Raw genomic sequence first — 19,724 nt, 5'->3', positions numbered from 1 at the left:
AGGGGGCTAGCGCTCCGGGACAGCGCGGCGGGCCGGGCCGGCGTACGCCGACAGCGGGCGGATGAGCGCGTTCGAGGCGCGCTGCTCCAGGACGTGCGCGGTCCAGCCGACGACGCGGGCCGCGACGAAGAGCGGCGTGAAGAGCTCCGTGTCGAAGCCCATCAGGCGGTAGGCCGGACCGGACGGGTAGTCGAGGTTCGGCAGGATGCCCGTGCGCTCGCTCATCTCGGCGGCCAGCGCGTCGTAGAGCTCGAGCATGTCGTCCGCCCCGGCCTGCTCGGCCACCCGCCGGAGCGCCGCTTCCATCGTCGGCACGCGCGAGTCGCCCGACTTGTAGACGCGGTGGCCGAAGCCCATCACCTTGCGCTTCGCCCCGAGCGCCTCCGCCAGCCAGACCCGCGCGCGGGGACCCGCCTCCGGCCCCAGGCCGATCTCGTCGAAGACGTGCAGGACGGCCTCGTTCGCGCCGCCGTGCAGCGGCCCCTTCAGCGCGCCGACCGCCGCCGTCACGGCCGAGTGGACGTCCGAGAGCGTCGAGGTGACGACGCGAGCCGTGAACGTCGAGGCGTTGAACGAGTGCTCGGCGTACAGCACCAGGGACACTCGAAAGGCGTCGACGACCACCGGGTCGGGCAGCTCGCCGAAGGTCATCCAGAGGAAGTTCTCCGAGTAGTCGAGATCGTCGCGCGCGGCGATCGGCTCCTGCCCGTGCCGGCGGCGCTGGATCGCGGCGACGACGGCGGGCAGCACCGCCCAGAGCCGCATCGAGCGCTCCAGGACCGCTTCCGGCGACTCGTCCTCGGGGTCCGTCTCGAGCGCGCCGAGGACGCTCACCGCCGTGCGCACCACGTCCATCGGATGCGCCGTCACCGGCAGCAGGTCGACCACCGCGCGCACCTCCGGCGCCGGCTCCCGGTGCGCGCGCTCGAAGGCGCGGAGCTCCTCGGTCTCGGCCGGAGTCGGCAGCTCGCCCTTCCACAGCAGCCAGGACACCTCCTCGAAGGAGCAGGACGCCGCCAGCTCCTGCACCGGATAGCCGCGGTACAGCAGCGAATTCGACTCCGGGTCGACCTTCGAGATCGCCGTGGTGTCGACGACGACCCCCACGAGTCCCTTGCGGATGTCCTGCTCGGTGGTGCTCATCGCTCGCTCCTTCGCGATCGGATCGGCGACCGGAGCCGCCGGGGTGGGTCGTGGCTCAGGCCCCGTGGTGGCTGGCGAGGCTGAAGTCGAAGACGCCCTCGTCGAAGCGGCTGTAGGACGAGTAGTCGAGCAGCTCGTAGAGCTCGGCCCGCGTCTGCATCCCGGCGACCTCGGACTGCAGCGAGCCCTCGGCCTTCAGCGCGTCGAGCGCGCGCATCGCCGCGCCCATCGCGATGCGGAGCAGCGACACCGGGTAGATCACGATGTTCACCCCGACGTCGGCGAGCTGCTGCGTCGTGAAGAGCTCGCTCTTGCCGAACTCGGTCATGTTCGCCAGGACCGGGACGTCGATCGCGGCGCGGACGGCCTCGAACTCGCTGAGGTCGCGCATCGCCTCGGGGAAGATCGCGTCGGCCCCGGCGTCGACGAGGCGCTTCGCCCGGTCGATCGCGGCCTGCAGCCCGTCGAGGGCGCGGATGTCGGTGCGGGCCATGATCACGAGACCCGGATCGCGGCGGGCGTCGACCGCGGCGGCGATGCGCCGCACGGAGGTGCTCTCGTCGACGACAGCCTTCCCGTCGAGGTGTCCGCAGCGCTTGGGATTGACCTGGTCCTCGATGTGCAGGGCCGTCACTCCGGCGTCCTCGAGCATCTGCACGGTGCGCGCGACATTGAGGGGCTCGCCGAAGCCGGTGTCGGCGTCGATCAGGACGGGCAGGTCGGTCATCCGCGCGATCTGCTGGCCGCGGCCCGCGACCTCGCTCAGCGTGGTCAGGCCGATGTCCGGCAGGCCGAGCTCGGCCGACAGCACCGCACCCGACACGTAGACGCCGTCGAAGCCCTTCTCCTCGATCAGCCGCGCCGACAGCGGGGTGAACGCCCCCGGCAGCTGCAGCAGCTCGCCGGTCGCGAGCCGCTCGCGGAAGAGGCGGCGCTTCTCGGCGGGAGTCCGGGTGGAGTGGAGCATCGGGCGTCCTTCCCCTGGGGCGGAGTTCGGGTGCGGAGTGCGGGGGCCGTGCCGGCCCTCGTCGAATCTATCCCCCGGACGCCGCCCGGCGGCGTTCCGGCGTCACCGGAGCCGGCCAGCGCGCGTCCCTTAACCTGGACGGGATGCTGCTACTCGAGACCTCCACCCCAGACCCCGTCGCCGCGACCATCTCCTTCTTCGACTCCCAGCTCTTCTGGAAGAGCGTCGCCGTCCTCGCGATCGTGCTCGGCGCCCTGCTGGCCCGCGTCATCGCGCACTTCGTCGTCGGGCGCGTCGTCGATCAGATCGTCTCAGGGGTGAAGAAGCGCCAGCGCGTCGAGGACACCCAGGCGATCGCCGCCTCCCCGCTCGCGGCCGTCCGGGTCGTGCAGCGCACGAGGACCCTCGGCTCGATCCTCAACAACATCAGCTCGATCCTCATCGTGGTCATCGCCGTCGTGATGATCGTGAACACCATCGACAACACCTTGATCGGCTCCTTCGCGCTGCTGACCGCCGCGCTCGGCGCCGGCCTCGGTTTCGGCGCGCAGAACATCGTCAAGGACGTCCTCAACGGCTTGTTCATGGTCGCGGAGGACCAGCTCGGCGTCGGCGACGTCGTCGACACCGGCCAGGCCACGGGAGTGGTCGAGAACGTCGGCGTGCGGATCACCCAGATCCGCGACGTCAACGGCACACTCTGGTTCGTCCGCAACGGTGAGATCGTCCGCGTCGGCAACATGTCGCAGGGCTGGTCGCGAGTGATCATCGACCTGGCCGTGCCCTACGAGACGGACCTCGAATCCGTGCAGAGCACGATCCTCAGCACCGCGAACGAGCTCGCCTCGAGCAGCCGCTGGCGGGCGCGGATCATCGACAAGCCCGAGCTCTGGGGCCTCGAGTCGATCGCCGACGACGCGCTGGTCATCCGCGTGGTGCTGAAGACCCGCACCACCGCCAAGGACGACGTCGCGCGCGAGCTCCGCATCCGCCTCAAGCGCGCCCTGGACAGCCTCGACGTCAAGCTGCCCTCGCTCAGCGCGGTGGTGCTCAGCGGCTTCGAGGGCGCGACGAGCGTCGGGGGCGTGAAGGGACCGCGCACGACGCCGACCGCCACGGTCACGACCGAGCACGGGAAGCCGGTGCGCCTGCCGCGTGCTCTGCGCAAGCCGAAGGCGCCGCCTGCGCCCGAGCAGGCGCCGCCCGCTCAGCGACCGCCGGACGGCGGCTCCGTGCCGCCCCGGACGGGACCGCGCCCGTGAGCGGGCTGCAGATCGGCGGCACTCCCCCGATGCGCTCCTTCTGGGAGCACCTCGGCGGGCGACCGACCTTCGAGCGTCTCGTTCGCCGCTTCTACGAGGGTGTCCGCGAAGACGAGGTGCTCTGGCCGATGTACCCCGAGCACGACCTCGAGGGCGCGATCCAGCGGCTCACCGGCTTCCTCGAGCAGTACTGGGGCGGCCCCGGCACCTACAGCCAGGAGCGCGGGCACCCGCGCCTGCGGATGCGGCACCAGCCCTTCAAGGTGAACCCGGAGGCGCGCGACCACTGGCTCGCGCACATGCGGGTCGCGGTCGACGAGCTGGAGCTGGCTCCGGCCGACGACGCGATGCTCTGGGACTACCTGGAGCGCGCTGCGCACGCGATGGTCAACACCTTCGAGGAGTAGCGCTCGGCGCTTCCCGCCGGCCCGAGATCAGGCGGGGGTGCGGACGAGCACGTGCCCGCGCCGCGAGGTGAGCCGCCGCCACTGGCCGCTCTCGAGCAGTGCGACGGGGTCGTCGGCGCCGAGGAATCCGAGGGCGAAGAGCGCGAAGGCGGCGCCGGCGGGCACGTCCTCGAGACCGTCGAGCGGACGGCCCCAGACGGTCGAGCGCACGCGGCCGACGATCTGCTCGCCGGTCTCGGAGCCGACCGCCGCGGCGATCTCGTCGATGCCGTCGCGGGCGACCTTCTCGAGGAACGCCGGGTCGACCGGCTCGCGCCGCTGCCAGCCGCCGCGCGGCGGCGAGATGCCGGCCCAGGCGCCCGCCGTGGCGTCGTCGCCGTCGGGCAGCACGACCGGCTTGCCGTCCGCTCCCCCGGGCTCCCACTGCAGGCGGGCGAGCCGGTCGGAGAGCGCGCGGATCGGCACCACCCGGTCGAAGGCGGTCGGCTCGTCGAGCGCGAAGACGCGCAGGCCGAGCACCGTCGAGGAGCGGTCGAGCAGGCCTCGCGGCTGGAGGATGGCGGTGTACGCGGCCAGGATGCGATCCTGCGCGAGCAGGCGCACGGCGCCGTCCTCGACACGCGCGGACCGGCCGAGGAACACGCGCAGATCGGAGAGGCTGGGCGGATCCGCCAGGGAGAAGGACGACATCATCGCGTCGATAAACTTACCCGAGGCCGCTCTCCTGATCGGCAGACACCCCGGAGGTCCCGTGTCCGATCCGCTCTCCTCGTTCCTCACCGCCCTCGATCTCGTCGACACGGGCGCGCGCACCAGCGAGGACATCTCCACCGGTCCCTCGCAGTGGATGCCGGAGGGCCGCGTCTTCGGCGGCCAGGTGCTGGCGCAGTCGCTGATCGCGGCCGGCCGCACCGTCGAGGAGCGCAGCGTGCACTCGATGCACGGCTACTTCCTCCGCCCGGGCGATGTCTCGCAGCCGATCACCTTCTCGGTCGACCGGATCCACGACGGCCGCTCGTTCGCCACCCGGCGGACGCAGGCCTATCAGAACGGGGCGCCGATCCTCTCGATGATCGCGTCGTTCCAGACCGAGGACGAGGGCCTGGACCACCAGACGCCGATGCCGGAGGGCGTGCCCGATCCGGAGTCGCTGCCGAGCACCGCCGAGGTGCTGAAGGGCGTCGACCATCCGGTCGGCAGCTTCTGGGCCACTCAGCGGCCGTTCGACGTCCGCCACGTCGAGCAGCCGGTGTACCTCCGCGCCGATCCGAGCCGCACGGCGCACCAGTGCGTCTGGATGCGCGCGCTCGGTCCGCTGCCGGACGACGCGCTGCTGCACCGCGCCGCGCTCGCCTACGCGAGCGACTACACGATCCTCGAGTCGACGCTGCGGCGGCACGGCGCGGCCTGGATCACCCCGGGACTGCGCATCGCGAGCCTCGACCACGCGATGTGGTGGCACCGCCCCGCGCGCGTCGACGAGTGGCTGCTCTACGTGCAGGAGTCGCCGAGCGCCTCCGGTGGCCGCGGGCTCTCGCTCGGCCGGATCTACTCCCGGGACGGCCGCCTGGTGGCGAGCGTCGCCCAGGAGGGCATGGTCCGCGTCCCGCTCGGCTGAGCGGTCCGGCTCGCGCCGGGAGCGCCCGCCGGACGGGACGGCGTCAGCTCCGCTTGGAGAAGGCGACGGGCTCCTCGACGTACGGCGCCCAGACCTCGCGGAGCTCCTCCGGGATGCGCTCGGGGCGACCCGTGGCAGCGGTCACCATGACGAGCGTCGTCGCGGCCTTCGTGTAGAGCACGCGCGGCTCCACGCCGGTCGGCGAGTACAGCTCGTAGCAGACCTCGAGGCTCGCGCCGCCGATCCGCCCGATCCACAGCTCGATGTCGAGCGGGGCGCGCATGTACGGGATCGGCGCGAGGTACTCGATCTCCTGCCGCGCGATCAGGCTGATCGTGCGCGCGCCGGGCCGGGCGTCGAGCACCGCCGTCGCCCTCCCGCCCGCCTCCGGGGAGTCGGGGCGCCAGAACGCCTGGATGCGCGCCTCCTCGAGCAGGCGCAGCATCTCGGCGTTGTTGACGTGCGCGTAGGCGTCGAAGTCCGACCAGCGCAGCGGGATGGCGACGTGCAGGCGCATCAGTCGCGGGTGAGCTTGCGGTACGCGGAGCGGTGCGGCTTCGCCGCGTCCGGACCGAGGCGCTCGATCTTGTTCTGCTCGTACGACTCGAAGTTGCCCTCGAACCAGTACCAGTTCGCCGGGTCCTCCTCGGTGCCCTCGTAGGAGAGGATGTGCGTCGCGATCCGGTCGAGGAACCAGCGATCGTGGGTGATCACCACGGCGCAGCCGGGGAACTCGAGCAGCGCGTTCTCGAGGCTGCCGAGCGTCTCGATGTCCAGGTCGTTGGTGGGCTCGTCGAGCAGGAGCAGGTTGCCGCCCTGCTTGAGCGTCAGCGCCAGGTTGAGGCGGTTGCGCTCACCACCGGAGAGGATGCCGGCGCGCTTCTGCTGGTCCGGGCCCTTGAAGCCGAACTGCGAGACGTAGGCCCGCGAGGGGATCTCGGTCTTGCCGACCTGGATGTAGTCGTGCCCGTCGGAGACGACCTCCCAGAGGTTCTTGTTCGGGTCGATGCCGCCGCGGGTCTGGTCGACGTAGGAGATGTCGACGGTGTCGCCGATCTTCAGGTCACCCGAGTCGAGCGGCTCGAAGCCGACGATCGTCTTGAAGAGCGTGGTCTTGCCGACGCCGTTCGGGCCGATGACGCCGACGATGCCGTTGCGCGGCAGGGTGAAGCTGAGGTCGTCGATCAGGACGCGGTCGCCGAAGGACTTGTGCAGCTTCTTCGCGTCGATGACCTGCGAGCCCAGTCGCGGGCCGACCGGGATGACGATCTCCTCGAAGTCGAGGACGCGCGTCTTCTCGGCCTCCGCCGCCATCTCCTCGTAGCGCGCGAGGCGCGACTTCGACTTGGTCTGGCGGCCCTTCGCGTTGCTGCGGACCCACTCGAGCTCGGTGGTCAGGCGCTTGGCGAGCTTCGCGTCCTTCTTGCCCTGCACCTCGAGGCGAGCGCTCTTCTTCTCGAGGTAGGTCGAGTAGTTGCCCTCGTAGGGGTAGAGGTGACCGCGGTCGACCTCGGCGATCCACTCTGCGACGTTGTCGAGGAAGTACCGGTCGTGGGTCACGGCGAGGACGGCACCGGGGTACTTGGAGAGGAACTGCTCGAGCCAGAGCACGCTCTCGGCGTCCAGGTGGTTGGTGGGCTCGTCCAGCAGCAGCAGGTCGGGCTTCTGCAGCAGGAGCTTGGTCAGCGCGACGCGGCGCTTCTCACCACCGGAGAGGCTGGTGACGGGCGAGTCCCCGGGCGGCGTGCGCAGCGCGTCCATCGCCTGCTCGAGCTGGGAGTCGAGGTCCCAGGCGTCGGCGGCGTCGATGGCCTCCTGCAGGGTGCCCATCTCGGCGAGGAGCGTGTCGAAGTCGGCGTCCGGGTCGGCCATCGCCAGCGAGATCTCGTTGAAGCGGTCGATCTTGCCCTTGATCTCGCCGACGCCCTCCTGGACGTTCTCGAGCACCGTCTTCGTCTCGTCGAGCTCCGGCTCCTGCATCAGGATGCCGACGGTGTAGCCCGGGCTCAGCCGCGCCTCGCCGTTGCTCGGGGTGTCGAGCCCCGCCATGATCTTCAGGATCGTCGACTTGCCGGCGCCGTTCGGGCCGACCACGCCGATCTTCGCCCCGGGCAGGAACGACATCGTGACGTCGTCCAGGATCAGCTTGTCGCCGACCGCCTTGCGGGCGCGCACCATCGAGTAAATGTATTCAGCCACTTCAGTCCCTCAACCGCTCGTACGTTCTCGGAGCCCCGCTCTCCGCCGCGGGCGTCCCGTTCGTCGGGTGCCCCTCGGCCGGAATGTCGCCGGTGATCGACCACCGCACGCGGGAGCGCGGGCGGGAAGGTCGGAGGCCGGGCCGGTACCGAGGATACCGGCTGGACGCGCGGAGCGTTCGGCTCGCTGCTCCGGCTCCGGCCGGCGGCTCAGCTGTCGAGCGGGACGATGCTGCCGATGAGGCAGGCGCCGGTCGCGATCGGCGCGGCGACGACCGCGCGGACGCCGTCCACCTTCGGCCCGTACTGCCCGATGAGGCAGGCGTCGCTCGCCTTCACCGAGACCTGCACGGAGTCGGCCTCGAGGCCGACCGAGGTCTCGTCGGCGGTGAGCTGCATCGACTCCTTCGCGAAGCCGGCGGCCACGAGAGCGTCGACGACGCTCCGGCCGGGCGTCTTCGGATCGGAGCCGGCGGCGGCGGTGACGATCTGCCGGAAGAAGGGGAGGTTCTCCTCGGCGGTGCCGCCGGGCACCAGCGCGACCGGGGCGGCGGGCTCCTCGGTGGACGGGGCGGCCGACGCCGACGGGCTCTCGGCGGCCGGCGGCGCGGTGGGCGCCGTGCAGCCGGCGATCCCGGTCAGCAGCGCGAGCACCGCTCCCGCTCGCAGGCCGGCGCGGACGACGGTCCGTGTGCTCACTCGAATCCCTCCCGCGGCGGCCGGACGCGCGCCGAACGCCGCGTCAGAACGGGGCGTCGGCCGAGTCTAACGAGGCCTCGGACGGCTCCGACGCGGAGGCGCGCGCTGCGCCCCAGTCGCCGCCGGAGGACGCGGAGGTCGCGCCCTCGACGGCGGCCGGCGCCTCCGGGCTCCAGCCGCTCGCGCCGCTCGTGGCCGCCTCGGGCGCTGCCGCCTCGGGCGCTGCCGCCTCGGGCGCTGCCGCCTTCGCCCGCCCGACCGTCCGGGTGCAGCGGGTCGTCCCCCAGGCCAGGTCGTGGCCGAGGCCCTCGGCGATCACGCTGACGTCGGTCCCCGTCTTGCCGCCGGACTCCCACGAGCGGACGGAGAGGTGCCCGGTGACGAGGACGCGATCGCCGCGCGCGAGCGAGGCCAGGGCATTGCCGGCCAGCCCGTTGAAGGCGTTCACGGTGTACCAGTTGGTCGAGCCGTCCACCCAGCGCTGAGTGGAGCGGTCGTAGCGTCGCTGGGCGGACGCCAGGCGGAAGGTCGTCATCGCGGTGCCGCTCGCCGTGTCGACGCTGCGCGGCTCGGTGCCGATGACTCCGATGACGGTCAGGGTGTCGGTCATGCTGCTGTCCTCTCCTCGGTCGCCGCCACGGGCGGCGCTCCTCTGCTCCCGACGCGACTGCGACGGGGACGCCGCCCGGGCGGAGGGGGCCGGAACCACCCGGGCGACGCAGGGACAGTGTCGCGACGAAGGGCCCGCCTCCGTGCTGGAGGCGGGCCCTTCGGTGGAGAGCCGGCGAGATCGTCGCCTGGGGAGGAGCGCTAGGACGCGAGGATGTACTTGGAGTACGACTTGCGGATCTTGTTCACCTTCGGCAGCGCCACCGCGAGGCAGTAGCCCTGGCCGGGGTTCTTGGCGAAGAAGTCCTGGTGGTAGTCCTCGGCCTCGTGATAGACGCCCAGCGGCGCGATCTCGGTGACGATCGGGCCGTCCCACCACTCCGAGGCGCGGTCGCGGGCGGCCTCGAACAGCTCCTTCTCCTCGTCGGAGGAGTAGTACATGGCCGAGCGGTACTGGGTGCCGACGTCGTTGCCCTGGCGGTTGAGCTGCCGCGGGTCGTGCAACGTGAAGAACACGTCGAGGATCACCTGCTCCGGGATGACGTCGGGGTCGAAGGTGACGGCGACGGCCTCCGCGTGCCCGGTGCGGCCCGTGCAGACGGACTCGTAGTCGGGATTCGGGGTGGATCCGCCGGTGTAGCCGGAGACGACGTCGGTCACGCCGTCGAGGACGCGGTAGACGGCGTCCAGACACCAGAAGCATCCACCGGCGAGTACGAATGTGCGCATTGCGTGTGACTCACTTCCTGTCGCATCGACGCGTCCGGGGTGCCGGGCACGTCACTCGATCCAACACCTCCGGCACTGTGCGCATTCCGCACGGCTCGGGCGCTGGAATAGAGTCGGCGCGTGAGCTACGACGCCGCCCCCGCCCGCTACGACGCCATGGACTACCGACGCGCAGGACGGAGCGGGCTGAAGCTGCCCGCCCTCTCGCTCGGCCTCTGGCACAACTTCGGATCCGATCGTCCCCTCGACCCCCAGCGCGCGATCCTGCGCCGCGCGTTCGACCTGGGGATCACCCACTTCGACCTCGCGAACAACTACGGTCCGCCGTACGGCGCAGCCGAGACGGCGTTCGGTCGCCTGTTCGCCGAGGACTTCCGCCCCTACCGCGACGAGATGATCATCTCCTCCAAGGCCGGATACGACATGTGGCCCGGCCCGTACGGCGACGGCGGCTCGCGGAAGTACCTGCTCTCCTCGCTCGATCAGAGCCTGACCCGGCTCGGACTCGACTACGTCGACGTGTTCTACTCGCACCGCCCCGACGCCGAGACGCCGATCGAGGAGACGATGGGCGCGCTGGTCTCGGCCGTCGAGCAGGGCAAGGCGCTCTACGTCGGCATCTCGAACTACAGCCCGGAGCAGACCCGTGCCGCCGAGGCCGCCCTGGTCGGCAGCGGCGTGCACCTGCTGCTGCACCAGCCGCGCTACTCCCTCTTCGACCGCCACATCGAGGACGGCCTCTTCCCGGTCCTCGACGAGATCGGCACGGGCTGCATCGTCTTCTCGCCGCTCGCGCAGGGCCTGCTGACCGACCGCTACCTCGACGGCACGGTCCCGGCGGGATCCCGCGCGGCGACCTCGCGCTTCCTCTCCTCCGACCGGATCGACGAGAAGTACCTCGAGCGCGCCCGCGGTCTGAACGCGATCGCCGAGGGCCGCGGCCAGACCCTCGCGCAGCTCGCCCTGAGCTGGGTCCTGCGCGTGCCGACGGTCACGAGCGCCATCATCGGCGCCTCGAGCGTCGCCCAGCTCGAGCAGAACGTCGCTGCCCTCGAGGCCGGACCGCTGACCGAGTCGGAGACCGCCGCGATCGAGGAGTTCGCGGTGCACGGGACGTCGCTGAACTGACGCTCCCGGCTGACGTCGCCGAACCGACCGCCGCGGGCCGGCGGCGATGTCGGTGGTCGCTCGTAGTCTGCGAGAGCACTCGGCCGGTGGGTGCCCCCGCATTCGACGACCAGCAGGAGGAAGCAGTGTCCCTCACCACCCTTCACGCCACCCGCGTCCCGCCCACCCTCACCCGCGTGAACGCCCGCCTCTGGCGCGTGAGCACCGGAGCCGGCTCGATCGTCGGCCACGTCGAGCTCGTCGAGGGCCCGCAGGGCGAGAAGTACCGTGCCCGGCTGCTGCGCGCGGGCATGCCGGCCGGCGCCGAGATCGGCGAGTTCTGGAGCGTCGAGGACGCCGTCGAGGTCTTCCGGGTGGCCTGAGCCCCGGCTCGGCGCGCCGATCCCCCGGGGGTCGGCGCGCCTGACCGGTGTGCCGCCGGGCCCCGGGCTAACGTTCGGCTCATGCAGTGGTGGAACGAATTCGTGACCTGGGTCCAGACGGCCGAAGGGCGCCAGTCGGTGTTCGTCGGCGCACTCGTCCTCCTCGCCGTGATCGTCGGGGTGATCGTGGCCGCGCTCGTCCTCCGCTCGGCGATCGCGCGCCTCATCCGGCAGCAGGAGCACGAGCGCAAGAACGCGGTCATCGCGACGCTCATCGATGCCGCGGTCGACGCCTCCGCCTGGAACGTGCTCAGCCAGTCCGAGCGCATCCTCAGCGACCGCGCCGCCGCGCAGGCCGAGACCCACCTCCGCCTGCTCCCCGTCAAGGGCTCGGGAGTCGCCGCCAACTGGGCCGCGCACGAGCTCGCCGACCTCAAGCACACCTCGTCGACCGGCGGGTACCAGACGCAGGCGAGCGTCGGCGAGTTCCGAGACCGCCTCGTGCTCTGGCGCGACAAGCCGAACCGCGCCCGGAAGGCGTTCCTCGCCGACCTCGAGCGCTGGCGCTTCTCGGAGACCTCGCGCCCCGAGACGCCGAAGACCGGTGCCTCGACGGAGGGCTCGAACGAGCGCTCCCCCGAGCCCGTCCGCACGACCCCTGCGACCCCTGCTGCCGCTGCTGCGACCCCGGTGGTCGTCGGTGCCGGGTCGAGCACCGAGCCGACCGCCGCCTTCGAGCGGCCGTCGACGCCGACCATCGTCCTGCCGCCCGCCTCCGACGGCCCGCACAACGACGAAACGCGCCGACTTCTCGCCGACGTCGACCGCCTCGACGTCCCGTCGCGCGAGCGGCCCGTCGAGGAGCTGCCGCCCGTCGAGCAGCGCGCCACGAGCACGGACGCGGACTCCGCGGAGGAGCCGGACGAGTCCTCGGCCGAGCGCGATCAGAGCGCCGCGACGACCCGCCCGGCCGACTAGCCGTCCCCGGGGAAGAAGAGAAGGCCCCGATCGCGAGTGCGATCGGGGCCTTCTCCGTGGTGCAGTTCGTACGCCTCAGACGTGCGCATCTCGAGCACGAGCGACTCGACCGACCAGCACAGCGAGGGGCGCCGCGATGATCGTCCACGCGACGGCGATTCCGCCGAGGATGGCGAGGAGCAACATGGTCGTACCTCCGTTTCTTACGTCGTTGTAATTCCGGTGCTCGACCAGCCTAGGGGCGGGTGGAGGGGCGGAACGGCCGATGCGGCGAAACACGCCGGTGTTGCTCAGATATCTGCACTGTGCTAGCACCGCTCGGACCGCGAGCCCCGTCCGGGGGACCTGCCCACCCGCGTCCGGGTGGCACGAGCGGACGGGGCTCGACAGAGAGGATCCGACGGGCGGGCGGAACGATCGCCGCGGTCGTCGTGAAGAGGAAGTGCCCCCGGCAGGACTCGAACCTGCGACCGTCAGATTACTCCGCGGACGATGCACGCCCCATTGCGTACCTTTCGGACCACCGCTTGGCGCTGCGAGAGGGCGCCTGATGCCCGCCGAGCTCACGCCGACCGAGCAGATCGCGGCACTCGAGGCCGAGCGGATGCGCGCCGCCAAGACCTACATCGCGTCGGTCGTAGACGAGGCCGGCTTCTACGTGCACGGGACGCTCGACGACGTCGCCACCGCGCTGGCGAACGAGTGGGGTTGGGAGGCGTTCGACGACGAGCGCATCGGGTTCGCGGAGATTATGCCTGCGGTCGCCGCGGCTCACGTCGCGATCGTCGAACGATGAGCCGGATCAGCGGAGACGCTTCCGCACGGGTGTTCAACACTCGTCGTCTAAAGGTTGTCAACCTGTGACCCCACACACGGGGGGTGCGGGTTACCGTCAGGGACGCTCACCCCGAGCTTCCGAGCTCGCCGGTCACGTCGGCACTTCCCACCCCAGACCCCGGTGGCTTGCGGCGATCTCGGACGATTCGAAACCCGAGACCGAGATGGACGACGATGTACTGCTGGACTACTGGGCTGCCTTCCAGGCGGCAGAGAGCTGCTCCTCGACGACGATCGGCGATCGCGCGATCGCCATCCGCGCCCTCATGCGTCGGACGGACCGAACGTTGCTGACCCTCACGCGCCAAGACCTGATCGCCGACCTGTCGCGGCCACTGTCGCCGAAGACGCGGCAGAACTACAAGAGCATGTATCACACCCTGTTCACGTGGATGCAGGACGAGGGCTTCCGCCTCGACAACCCGGCGGCGCGACTGCCGCGAGCTCGTATCCCGCGGTCCGAGCCGAACCCTGTGCGGACGACCGACATCGAGCGATTGCTCGCTTCGGGCATCTACGCGAAGACCCGGCTGTACGTCCTGCTCTACGCCTTCCAGGGTTTCCGCGCGATCGAGATCGCTGCGGTGGCCGGCGAGACGATCGACTGGGAGCGTCAGAGGATCCTCTCGAAGGACGGGAAGGGCGGCAAGGAGGTCTGGCGCCCGATCCATTCGCTGGTGTGGGATGAGCTCGCCAAGTACCCGACCACGGGGTACCTCTTCCCGGCGCCCGGGGGCGAGGGGCACGTGTCGCGGAAGACCGTGTCCAACGTGCTTTCGAAAGCGTTCAAGCGCGCTGGCCTCGAGCATCGGCCGCACGAGCTGCGCGCCTGGCACGCGACCGAGCTCGTCGCGGCGGGGGTCTCGACGATCGTGGCTCAGCACTCGATGCGGCACTCGGATCTACAGTCCCTGAACCGGTACGTCACCGTCTCCGAGGACCGGATCCGCGACGCCATGGAGCTTCTCCCGCGGGTCGCCGTTCCGGGGCGCTCGGGTAGAGTGTCGCGGTCAGCCCCCGTAGCTCAGCGGATAGAGCAACAGCCTTCTAATCTGTCGGTCGCGCGTTCGAATCGCGCCGGGGGCACCTCAGCGGCCATCGCATGATCCGGCGCATACTTGCGCTGCTTGTCCGCAAGCAGCGGCCCTGCGAAGCGTGCGGCGTCAGATCTGCACGACGGCATGACCCGTTTTGCTCGACCGCTTGCGCATCAACGAACCACTACTACGACCTTTAGATCGAACAACGAAAGCGCCCCCTCACCCGCTCCCGAAGGAGTAGGTGAGGGGGCGTTGTTGTTCTACTGGCCGCTGTTCGTGATGATGGTTCCGGCGCCGTCACGCCACGTGTCTCCGCTGCCGTCGACCGCTGCGCCCTTGACGTACAGGGTGATGTCCCGCGGCGGGGTCAGGTTCGTGCACGAGAACTTCTGGTAGAGGACCGCGGCCGGTCCCTTCGGTCGAGCTCCCCACCCGCCGCCGAGCGGAGCCATCAGCGCTGCGAGCGTCGCCGGCGAGAGCATCGAGGCCAGGGTCGACACCCCGGTGCGCCAGGTTGCCTCATCGAAGGCGTTCAGGCTCGTCCACGCCGACCAGGCCGTGCCGTTGTAGGTGCGGAACGAGAGGATCGACTGGTTCCCCGACGAGAGCCGAACGACGGTCTGCAGGATCTCTCCCGTGGGGAACGGCGAGACGGTCATCTGCATGCTGCCCGACGTGTACGGCCAGTTCGGCGAGGGCGCCGTCTTGGTCGCGAACACGCCCGCGCGGATCAGCTGGTTCGCGTCCACGCCATCGCCGGCCACGCCTGCCACCTGGTAGCCGGTGACGTACTTGATCACGTTCGCGAGTGTTTCCGGGGAGATGGCGGCCCCGACTTGGGATACCCCAGTGCGCCACGTGCCGACGTCCGGGTTCGCGGACCGTAGCCAGTCGGTCCAATTCCCGGAGGCGTCCCGAGCGCGGACGTAGGTGCGAGACAGGTCCTCCCTGTTCCGGAGCACCCACTGCAGGACCGTGTTGTCGGCTCCTCGGGAGACGAGCATCAGCTGCGGGTTGCCGACCGTGACGACCGGCCAGTTCGCGCCAGTCCCGTCGCCCTGGTAGACGCCCGTGCTGGTCAGCTGATTCGCGTCAGCGCCGGCACCGCGGGCCGCGCCGGAGATGACGACGGCCGCGTTCTCGATCGCCGTCTGATCTCGGCCTATGCCGGTGACCTCTGTGGCCGCGCTGGAGGCCGACGTCTTCCGTAGGAGGAACAGCGCACCGGGGGTGTTCGCGTACGGCTGCGTGAGGGAGAGGGAGCCGGCGTCGGTGATGATGCGTTCGACGGTGGTGGCGTCGTCGCGGATGTGCACCAGGTCCATCGCTCGGCCGGCGCCCGTGTCCTCGGAGACGCAGGAGACGTTCTTGAGCATGAGCGTCTTCACGCGGGCGCCGTTGCGAATCAGCAACGTCGGGTAGGCGGGGACCGGGGTCGATCCGCCGTACGACGTCGCGGGCGCGCGCCGGCTCACTCCGTCGATGGTGATGCTGTCGATGGTCATCTGCGAGATCGAGAGGAACGTCTCGAACTCGGAGAACGACCACGACGATCCCGACACCCCGGCGAGGGTGATCGACTTGATGTAGCCGGTATTTACGCCCGCGCCCGTGTCGCCCGCGTCGGCGTAGCACTTGAGCATCACGTGGCCGGATTTCGTCTGACCGGTGACGTTGGAGATGGACACCGAGTCGAAGGTGTAGCCGTTCATCGCGTACAGCGCGACGCCCCGCCACGCCTTCACCTCGGAGTCGGTGTCGCACACCTGCGCTGAGACACCGCGGATGTTGACGGTGGCCGCGTTGACCGCACCTGTCGCGCCGAGCGGCGACCACCGAATGCCGACGCCGACCGCCACCAGGTCGTCGGCGGTGTAGCCGGAGACGCCGTCGATGTCGACGTGCTTGGCGGCGCCGGTGATCCCGTCCCGGCGGCGAGCGCCGGCGGTGGAGACGGGGTTCTTCATCTGCATGACGCGGTAGCTGCGGACAAAGACGTAGTCCCACCCGAAGTAGTTCACGCCGTGCCCGCGAGTGTGCTCCACGGTGACGTCGATGAGGGTGAGGCGACGGCCGCGCATCAGGAGCATGCCCTTAGAGCGGTCGTAGTTGTTGCCGTCCGCCGCCTCGTCGCCCTGGTTCTCGTCGTTGCCGTAGATGCGGAGACCCATGATGGTGAGGTCGCCGTGATCGATGGTGGTGGACGAGGTGACGTTGTGGACACGCGCCATGTCTGTCAGCCAGAGGGTGACGCCGTAGGCCCAGATGGTCATGTCGGTGCCGTCTATCGACAGTAGCCCCTTGTGCCAGTACTTTCCGGGCGGGAGGAGCACGTACTTCCCATGGTCGCCGCGGAACAGCTCGCGCAGGATCTCGGTGTTCTTGGCGGCGGCGGAGGCATCGTCGGGCACAAGCCCGAGGTCACCGCCGTTGACGAAGGGCAGCCGGTCGCGGGTGACGACGATAGGTCCGTCCATCAGTTGGTCCTCTCGGTAATACGGTAGGCGCCGATCGAGGGATCGAACGTCACGGAGTACGGAAGAGCTGGTACCGCTTCTGCTCGCTTGGCCGCCGCCTCAGCGCGCGCGGCCGCTTCGACTGCTTCCGCTGCCGCGGGAAGGAACACAAGCGGTTCGGACTGGCCCGCGATGCCCGAGCGACGCAGCTGCGTGATCGAGACGCGCCGATCGGCGGGGATCGTCTCAGGCAGGAGGTAGAGCGCACGGTCGGGCGAGACTCCTGGCACCTCGAGTTCGACGAGGAGGCCGGATGCTCCGGGCGGGATCTCGAGGTCGACCTCTGTGACCGCTTCGTTCCCTCGGAGCCACACGCCCTCGTCGATGATCAGCACCGTCGCGGCCTGGGTGACCACTCGGTCGGCGTTCGGGAACGTGACCCGTTGCGCGATGACGTAGCGGCCGTCGCTGATTCGCTGGCCGGTCGCGTCGACGAATCCGCCGGCGGGAAGGGTCAGTGTCAGCGTGCCCGTGAATGTCTCCGCGGGAGCGGGTACGGTCACGGTCCGGATTGCCGAGTCGGTCCAGTTCCCGCGCCGGTCAAAGCCGCGGACGACGAACGACAGCTGCGTGCTGCCGTCGCCGACGGCAGCGAGGAGGATGGCGCGCGGGATGCGGGCCGCCCACGTGCTGTCGGCGGCGTTCAGCGGGTCGAGGTCCGCGAGCTTCTGCCCGCTACCCGCGAGACGAACCTCTGCCGAGGAGACGCCCGAGGGCGCGTCGGAGACGGTCGCGAGCAGCTCGAGAAAATCCGGCACCACCGAGCCTCCGGCCGGCTGGGTGACGACGACGACCGGGCCGGTCGTGTCCGGCGGAGTGACCGTCGGCAGGGCGATCGCGACGGGCGCCGACCAGGACACGTTGCCTGCCTGGTCGACGGCGCGCACCCGGTAGCTGGTGATGCCCTGCAGTTGCGCCCACGCGATGGACGCGCCCCACACCTCCCCGGTGATCGTGGCGGCTGGTGAGAGCAGCGAGTCGCCGGAGTAGATGTCGGCCGACAGGACACCGGAGTCGATGTCGGTGGCCTTGAACTGGAACGGCTGGGGGTCGATCGCCAGCGTTCCGGCCGCGGGCTTGTCGAGGACGATGACCGGACCGTTGTTGTCGAACGCCCAGGTCGTGAACGGGACGAGCGCGCTCGACGCGGTGTTCCCGGCGGGGTCGTAGGCGATGACTCGAGCGGTGTGCCGCGGCTTCGAGTCGAGCCCCGAGAGCGCGCGGGCGAGTACGGTGATGTCGTTCTCCACGACGTCGCCGTCGAGCTCGAACTGGTACTTCACCTGGGCGCCGGACGCGTCCTCCGACAGGGTCCATGCCGCGTTCGCGGTGTGCAGTCCTGTCGCTTCGATCGTCAGCACCGGCGTGCTCGGCGCGTCCTTGTCCTCGTCCACGACGACCCGGTTGCGGATGGTGATCGCGACCGTCGAGCCGACGAATTCGTTGCCGGCGGTGTCGACGATGTGCGGCTCCACCGGGTACACGCCGTCCGGGTACTTGGTGGAGTCCAGGCGCCCCTCCCACAGCGCGCCGTCCGCGAGGGCGAAGGTGCCGGGGAGCTTCTGCGGGCCAGACCAGAGCGTCACGCCGGCGACGCCCACGTTGTCCGCGGCGGTGATCTGCACGACCGCGGTGCCGGAGATAGGGACAGTCCCATCAGGCGAGATGATCGCGCCCGTGGGCTTCACCGTGTCGGATGCGCTGAGCGGGATGGATGCGGTGCGGGGGTTCGAGAGGTCTGCGATGTTCCCCGCGCCGTCGACCGCCTGGACCGTGTAGGTCGGGTTCGTGCCGCGAGGGCGCCCGCTGTCGGTCCAGGTGGTCCCGGTGATCGGCGCGGAGGTGGTGACCTCGGTGCCGTCGCGCTTGACGATGTAGCGGACGACGCCGGTGCCCTCGTCGGTGGCAGCGCTCCATGCGAGCTGCACGTCCTGGCCGGACACGACGGGCACGCCGAGCACCGACGCGGTCGGCTTCGTCGTGTCGACGGGTGCGGTCGACGCTCCGAAGATCGCCGTCCGGCGCGCGGCGGTGAAGCGGGGCATGCGGGCGAAGACGTCGGAGGCAGTCAGGTTCTGCAGCGCGAGGTTCGGAGTGACCAACCCGCGGCTGGCTCCGGTCCAGTTGTAGGAGATCTGCGTGCCGGTGGTCCCCGGCTGGAACTGGGTCTTGGTGACGGAGCCGACCAGATCGCTGTTCACGGCGGTGACCTGCGCGGCGCCGGAGAACGCCTTGAGATTGCCGTCGGTCGCTTCGTTGTTCTCGTAGGGGTAGACGCGGACGTTGACGGGCGATCCGTAGGCGTCGACGTTGTCGACGAGGATGCCGGGGTAGGACGCCAGCTGGAAGAGAGCCTCGGTGGATGCGAAGCCGCGGCCGTCGCGGAAGACGATGCCCTTGACGTTCTGACCGCCGAACAGCTGCCACGAGTCGGAGTGCGCCTCAGACGGCAGCTTCGTCCACGGGACGGTGACGTAGTGGTAGACGGCGGGCATGTCGAAGCCCTCGATGATCAGGCCGTCGACCTGCCCGGTCGAGGAGACGCCAAGCCCTCCCCAGTCGCCGTCGCGCGTGATCTTCCCGTCCCAGCCGAACTCCTTCAGCTCGACGTTCTTGATGCGGCGGCCGGCGTTGGCGTTGACGCGGGGCGCGGCGGACTCCGCCCAACCCCAGCCGAACTCCTCGCAGTTGTTGATCTCGATTCCGTCGCGCGCGTAGCGGCGCTCGTTGTTCGGGTCGAAGGTCGACATGCCCGCCCAGACGATGCCCTTGGTTCCGTCGAAGCTGATCTGCCCGTTGACGCGAACGGAGTCAGCGCCTTCCTTCGGCCAGATCAGGAGCTTCTGCTCCCATGCTGCGGAGCCCATGTCCTTGAGGATCGTGCGCGAGACGATCGCCGCGCCGCCGGCTGCGGGCGACGTCTTGCCACCGACGAGGACGCCCGGGCGCACGACGAGTGCGGCGCCGGCCTTCGCCTTCTGCGCCGGGACACCCATGGCGGCGCCCTCGGTCTCGAAGGCCGTGACCGCTGCTTCGATGGCCTCGATGCTGCAGTCGACCTCGATCTCGTTCGGAATGATCCCCTTCCCGATGTCGCCCTTCCAGGGAGTGCGCGAGAACCAGTGGGTTCCGTTCGGCCCAGCAGAGCGGGTGACGGCGGGTGCGGGCATGAGGGGCTCCTCGTGGTCGTGAGATGCGAAGACCCCCGCCAGGAGTGACGGGGGTCTGGTG

17 protein-coding genes and 1 tRNA gene are annotated in these 19,724 nt (G+C 70.2%); 8 read left to right on the top strand and 10 right to left on the bottom strand.

Annotated elements, in window-relative coordinates; translation table 11 throughout:
• Positions 1-6: 6 nt before the first annotated feature.
• Complete coding sequence (locus EDF35_RS09730; RefSeq protein ID WP_133962173.1) at positions 7-1,143, bottom strand: bifunctional 2-methylcitrate synthase/citrate synthase; 1,137 nt, start codon at positions 1,141-1,143, stop codon at positions 7-9.
• A gap of 55 nt (positions 1,144-1,198) precedes the next feature.
• On the bottom strand, positions 1,199-2,110 hold the full coding sequence (gene prpB, locus EDF35_RS09725; protein WP_133962171.1) for a methylisocitrate lyase: 912 nt from the start codon (positions 2,108-2,110) through the stop codon (positions 1,199-1,201).
• A 143-nt stretch (positions 2,111-2,253) separates the two neighbouring features.
• Here prpB and EDF35_RS09720 point away from each other — a divergent pair, with 143 nt between their 5' ends.
• Together EDF35_RS09720 and EDF35_RS09715 are read left to right on the top strand one after the other, a co-directional pair.
• Positions 2,254-3,372, top strand: a complete 1,119-nt coding sequence (locus tag EDF35_RS09720; protein WP_133962169.1) for a mechanosensitive ion channel domain-containing protein — start codon at positions 2,254-2,256, stop codon at positions 3,370-3,372.
• Between the two features lie 29 nt (positions 3,373-3,401).
• Positions 3,402-3,779: a globin gene (locus tag EDF35_RS09715; protein WP_123446018.1), complete on the top strand. Its 378-nt coding sequence runs from the start codon at positions 3,402-3,404 to the stop codon at positions 3,777-3,779.
• A 27-nt stretch (positions 3,780-3,806) separates the two neighbouring features.
• Here the strand turns inward: EDF35_RS09715 and EDF35_RS09710 are convergent, their stop codons facing one another.
• Positions 3,807-4,469 (bottom strand): hypothetical protein, encoded by a 663-nt coding sequence (locus EDF35_RS09710; RefSeq protein ID WP_308197316.1) that lies wholly within the window; start codon positions 4,467-4,469, stop codon positions 3,807-3,809.
• A 61-nt stretch (positions 4,470-4,530) separates the two neighbouring features.
• Here EDF35_RS09710 and EDF35_RS09705 point away from each other — a divergent pair, with 61 nt between their 5' ends.
• Positions 4,531-5,397 carry an acyl-CoA thioesterase II gene (locus EDF35_RS09705; RefSeq protein WP_185019959.1) on the top strand — a complete coding sequence of 289 codons (867 nt, stop codon included), beginning with the start codon at positions 4,531-4,533 and terminating at the stop codon, positions 5,395-5,397.
• Between the two features lie 43 nt (positions 5,398-5,440).
• Here EDF35_RS09705 and EDF35_RS09700 read toward each other — a convergent pair whose 3' ends face one another.
• The 5 genes from EDF35_RS09700 to msrA all read right to left on the bottom strand — a co-directional run bounded on the left by EDF35_RS09700 (position 5,441) and on the right by msrA (position 9,632).
• Positions 5,441-5,914 carry a thioesterase family protein gene (locus EDF35_RS09700; protein ID WP_133962167.1) on the bottom strand — a complete coding sequence of 158 codons (474 nt, stop codon included), beginning with the start codon at positions 5,912-5,914 and terminating at the stop codon, positions 5,441-5,443.
• Entirely contained in the window at positions 5,914-7,596 is a 1,683-nt protein-coding gene (gene ettA / locus EDF35_RS09695; RefSeq protein WP_123445782.1) for an energy-dependent translational throttle protein EttA, read from the bottom strand. Before ettA ends, EDF35_RS09700 begins: the two co-directional genes overlap by 1 nt.
• Before the next feature lie 209 nt (positions 7,597-7,805).
• Positions 7,806-8,294, bottom strand: coding sequence for a hypothetical protein (locus EDF35_RS09690; RefSeq protein WP_133962165.1), 489 nt, complete (start codon positions 8,292-8,294; stop codon positions 7,806-7,808).
• A gap of 43 nt (positions 8,295-8,337) precedes the next feature.
• A complete protein-coding gene (locus tag EDF35_RS09685; protein ID WP_133962163.1) occupies positions 8,338-8,904 on the bottom strand; it encodes a single-stranded DNA-binding protein in 567 nt (188 codons plus the stop codon).
• Positions 8,905-9,104: 200 nt separating this feature from the next.
• Entirely contained in the window at positions 9,105-9,632 is a 528-nt protein-coding gene (msrA, locus tag EDF35_RS09680) for a peptide-methionine (S)-S-oxide reductase MsrA (protein ID WP_133962161.1), read from the bottom strand.
• A gap of 120 nt (positions 9,633-9,752) precedes the next feature.
• On the opposite strand from msrA, the gene EDF35_RS09675 reads away from it, so the two are divergent.
• The 5 genes from EDF35_RS09675 to EDF35_RS09650 all read left to right on the top strand — a co-directional run bounded on the left by EDF35_RS09675 (position 9,753) and on the right by EDF35_RS09650 (position 14,023).
• A complete protein-coding gene (locus EDF35_RS09675) occupies positions 9,753-10,760 on the top strand; it encodes an aldo/keto reductase (protein WP_133962159.1) in 1,008 nt (335 codons plus the stop codon).
• 125 nt (positions 10,761-10,885) lie between these two features.
• A complete protein-coding gene (locus EDF35_RS09670; protein WP_123445777.1) occupies positions 10,886-11,122 on the top strand; it encodes a hypothetical protein in 237 nt (78 codons plus the stop codon).
• Between the two features lie 81 nt (positions 11,123-11,203).
• Positions 11,204-12,100, top strand: a complete 897-nt coding sequence (locus EDF35_RS09665; protein WP_133962157.1) for a hypothetical protein — start codon at positions 11,204-11,206, stop codon at positions 12,098-12,100.
• A 550-nt stretch (positions 12,101-12,650) separates the two neighbouring features.
• Positions 12,651-12,896, top strand: coding sequence for a hypothetical protein (locus EDF35_RS09660; protein WP_133962155.1), 246 nt, complete (start codon positions 12,651-12,653; stop codon positions 12,894-12,896).
• Positions 12,897-13,950: 1,054 nt separating this feature from the next.
• Positions 13,951-14,023 (top strand) — tRNA-Arg (locus EDF35_RS09650).
• A gap of 214 nt (positions 14,024-14,237) precedes the next feature.
• Here the strand turns inward: EDF35_RS09650 and EDF35_RS09645 are convergent.
• Both EDF35_RS09645 and EDF35_RS09640 read right to left on the bottom strand, forming a co-directional pair.
• A complete protein-coding gene (locus EDF35_RS09645; protein ID WP_133962153.1) occupies positions 14,238-16,454 on the bottom strand; it encodes a hypothetical protein in 2,217 nt (738 codons plus the stop codon).
• On the bottom strand, positions 16,454-19,663 hold the full coding sequence (locus tag EDF35_RS09640; protein WP_133962151.1) for a hypothetical protein: 3,210 nt from the start codon (positions 19,661-19,663) through the stop codon (positions 16,454-16,456). Before EDF35_RS09640 ends, EDF35_RS09645 begins: the two co-directional genes overlap by 1 nt.
• Positions 19,664-19,724: the final 61 nt, after the last annotated feature.

Origin of the sequence: Rathayibacter sp. PhB151, assembly GCF_004366415.1 — a bacterium.
GTDB lineage: Bacteria > Actinomycetota > Actinomycetes > Actinomycetales > Microbacteriaceae > Rathayibacter > Rathayibacter festucae.
Note: the sequence above shows the minus strand (reverse complement) of the source record. Positions and strands in the feature narration are given on the sequence as shown.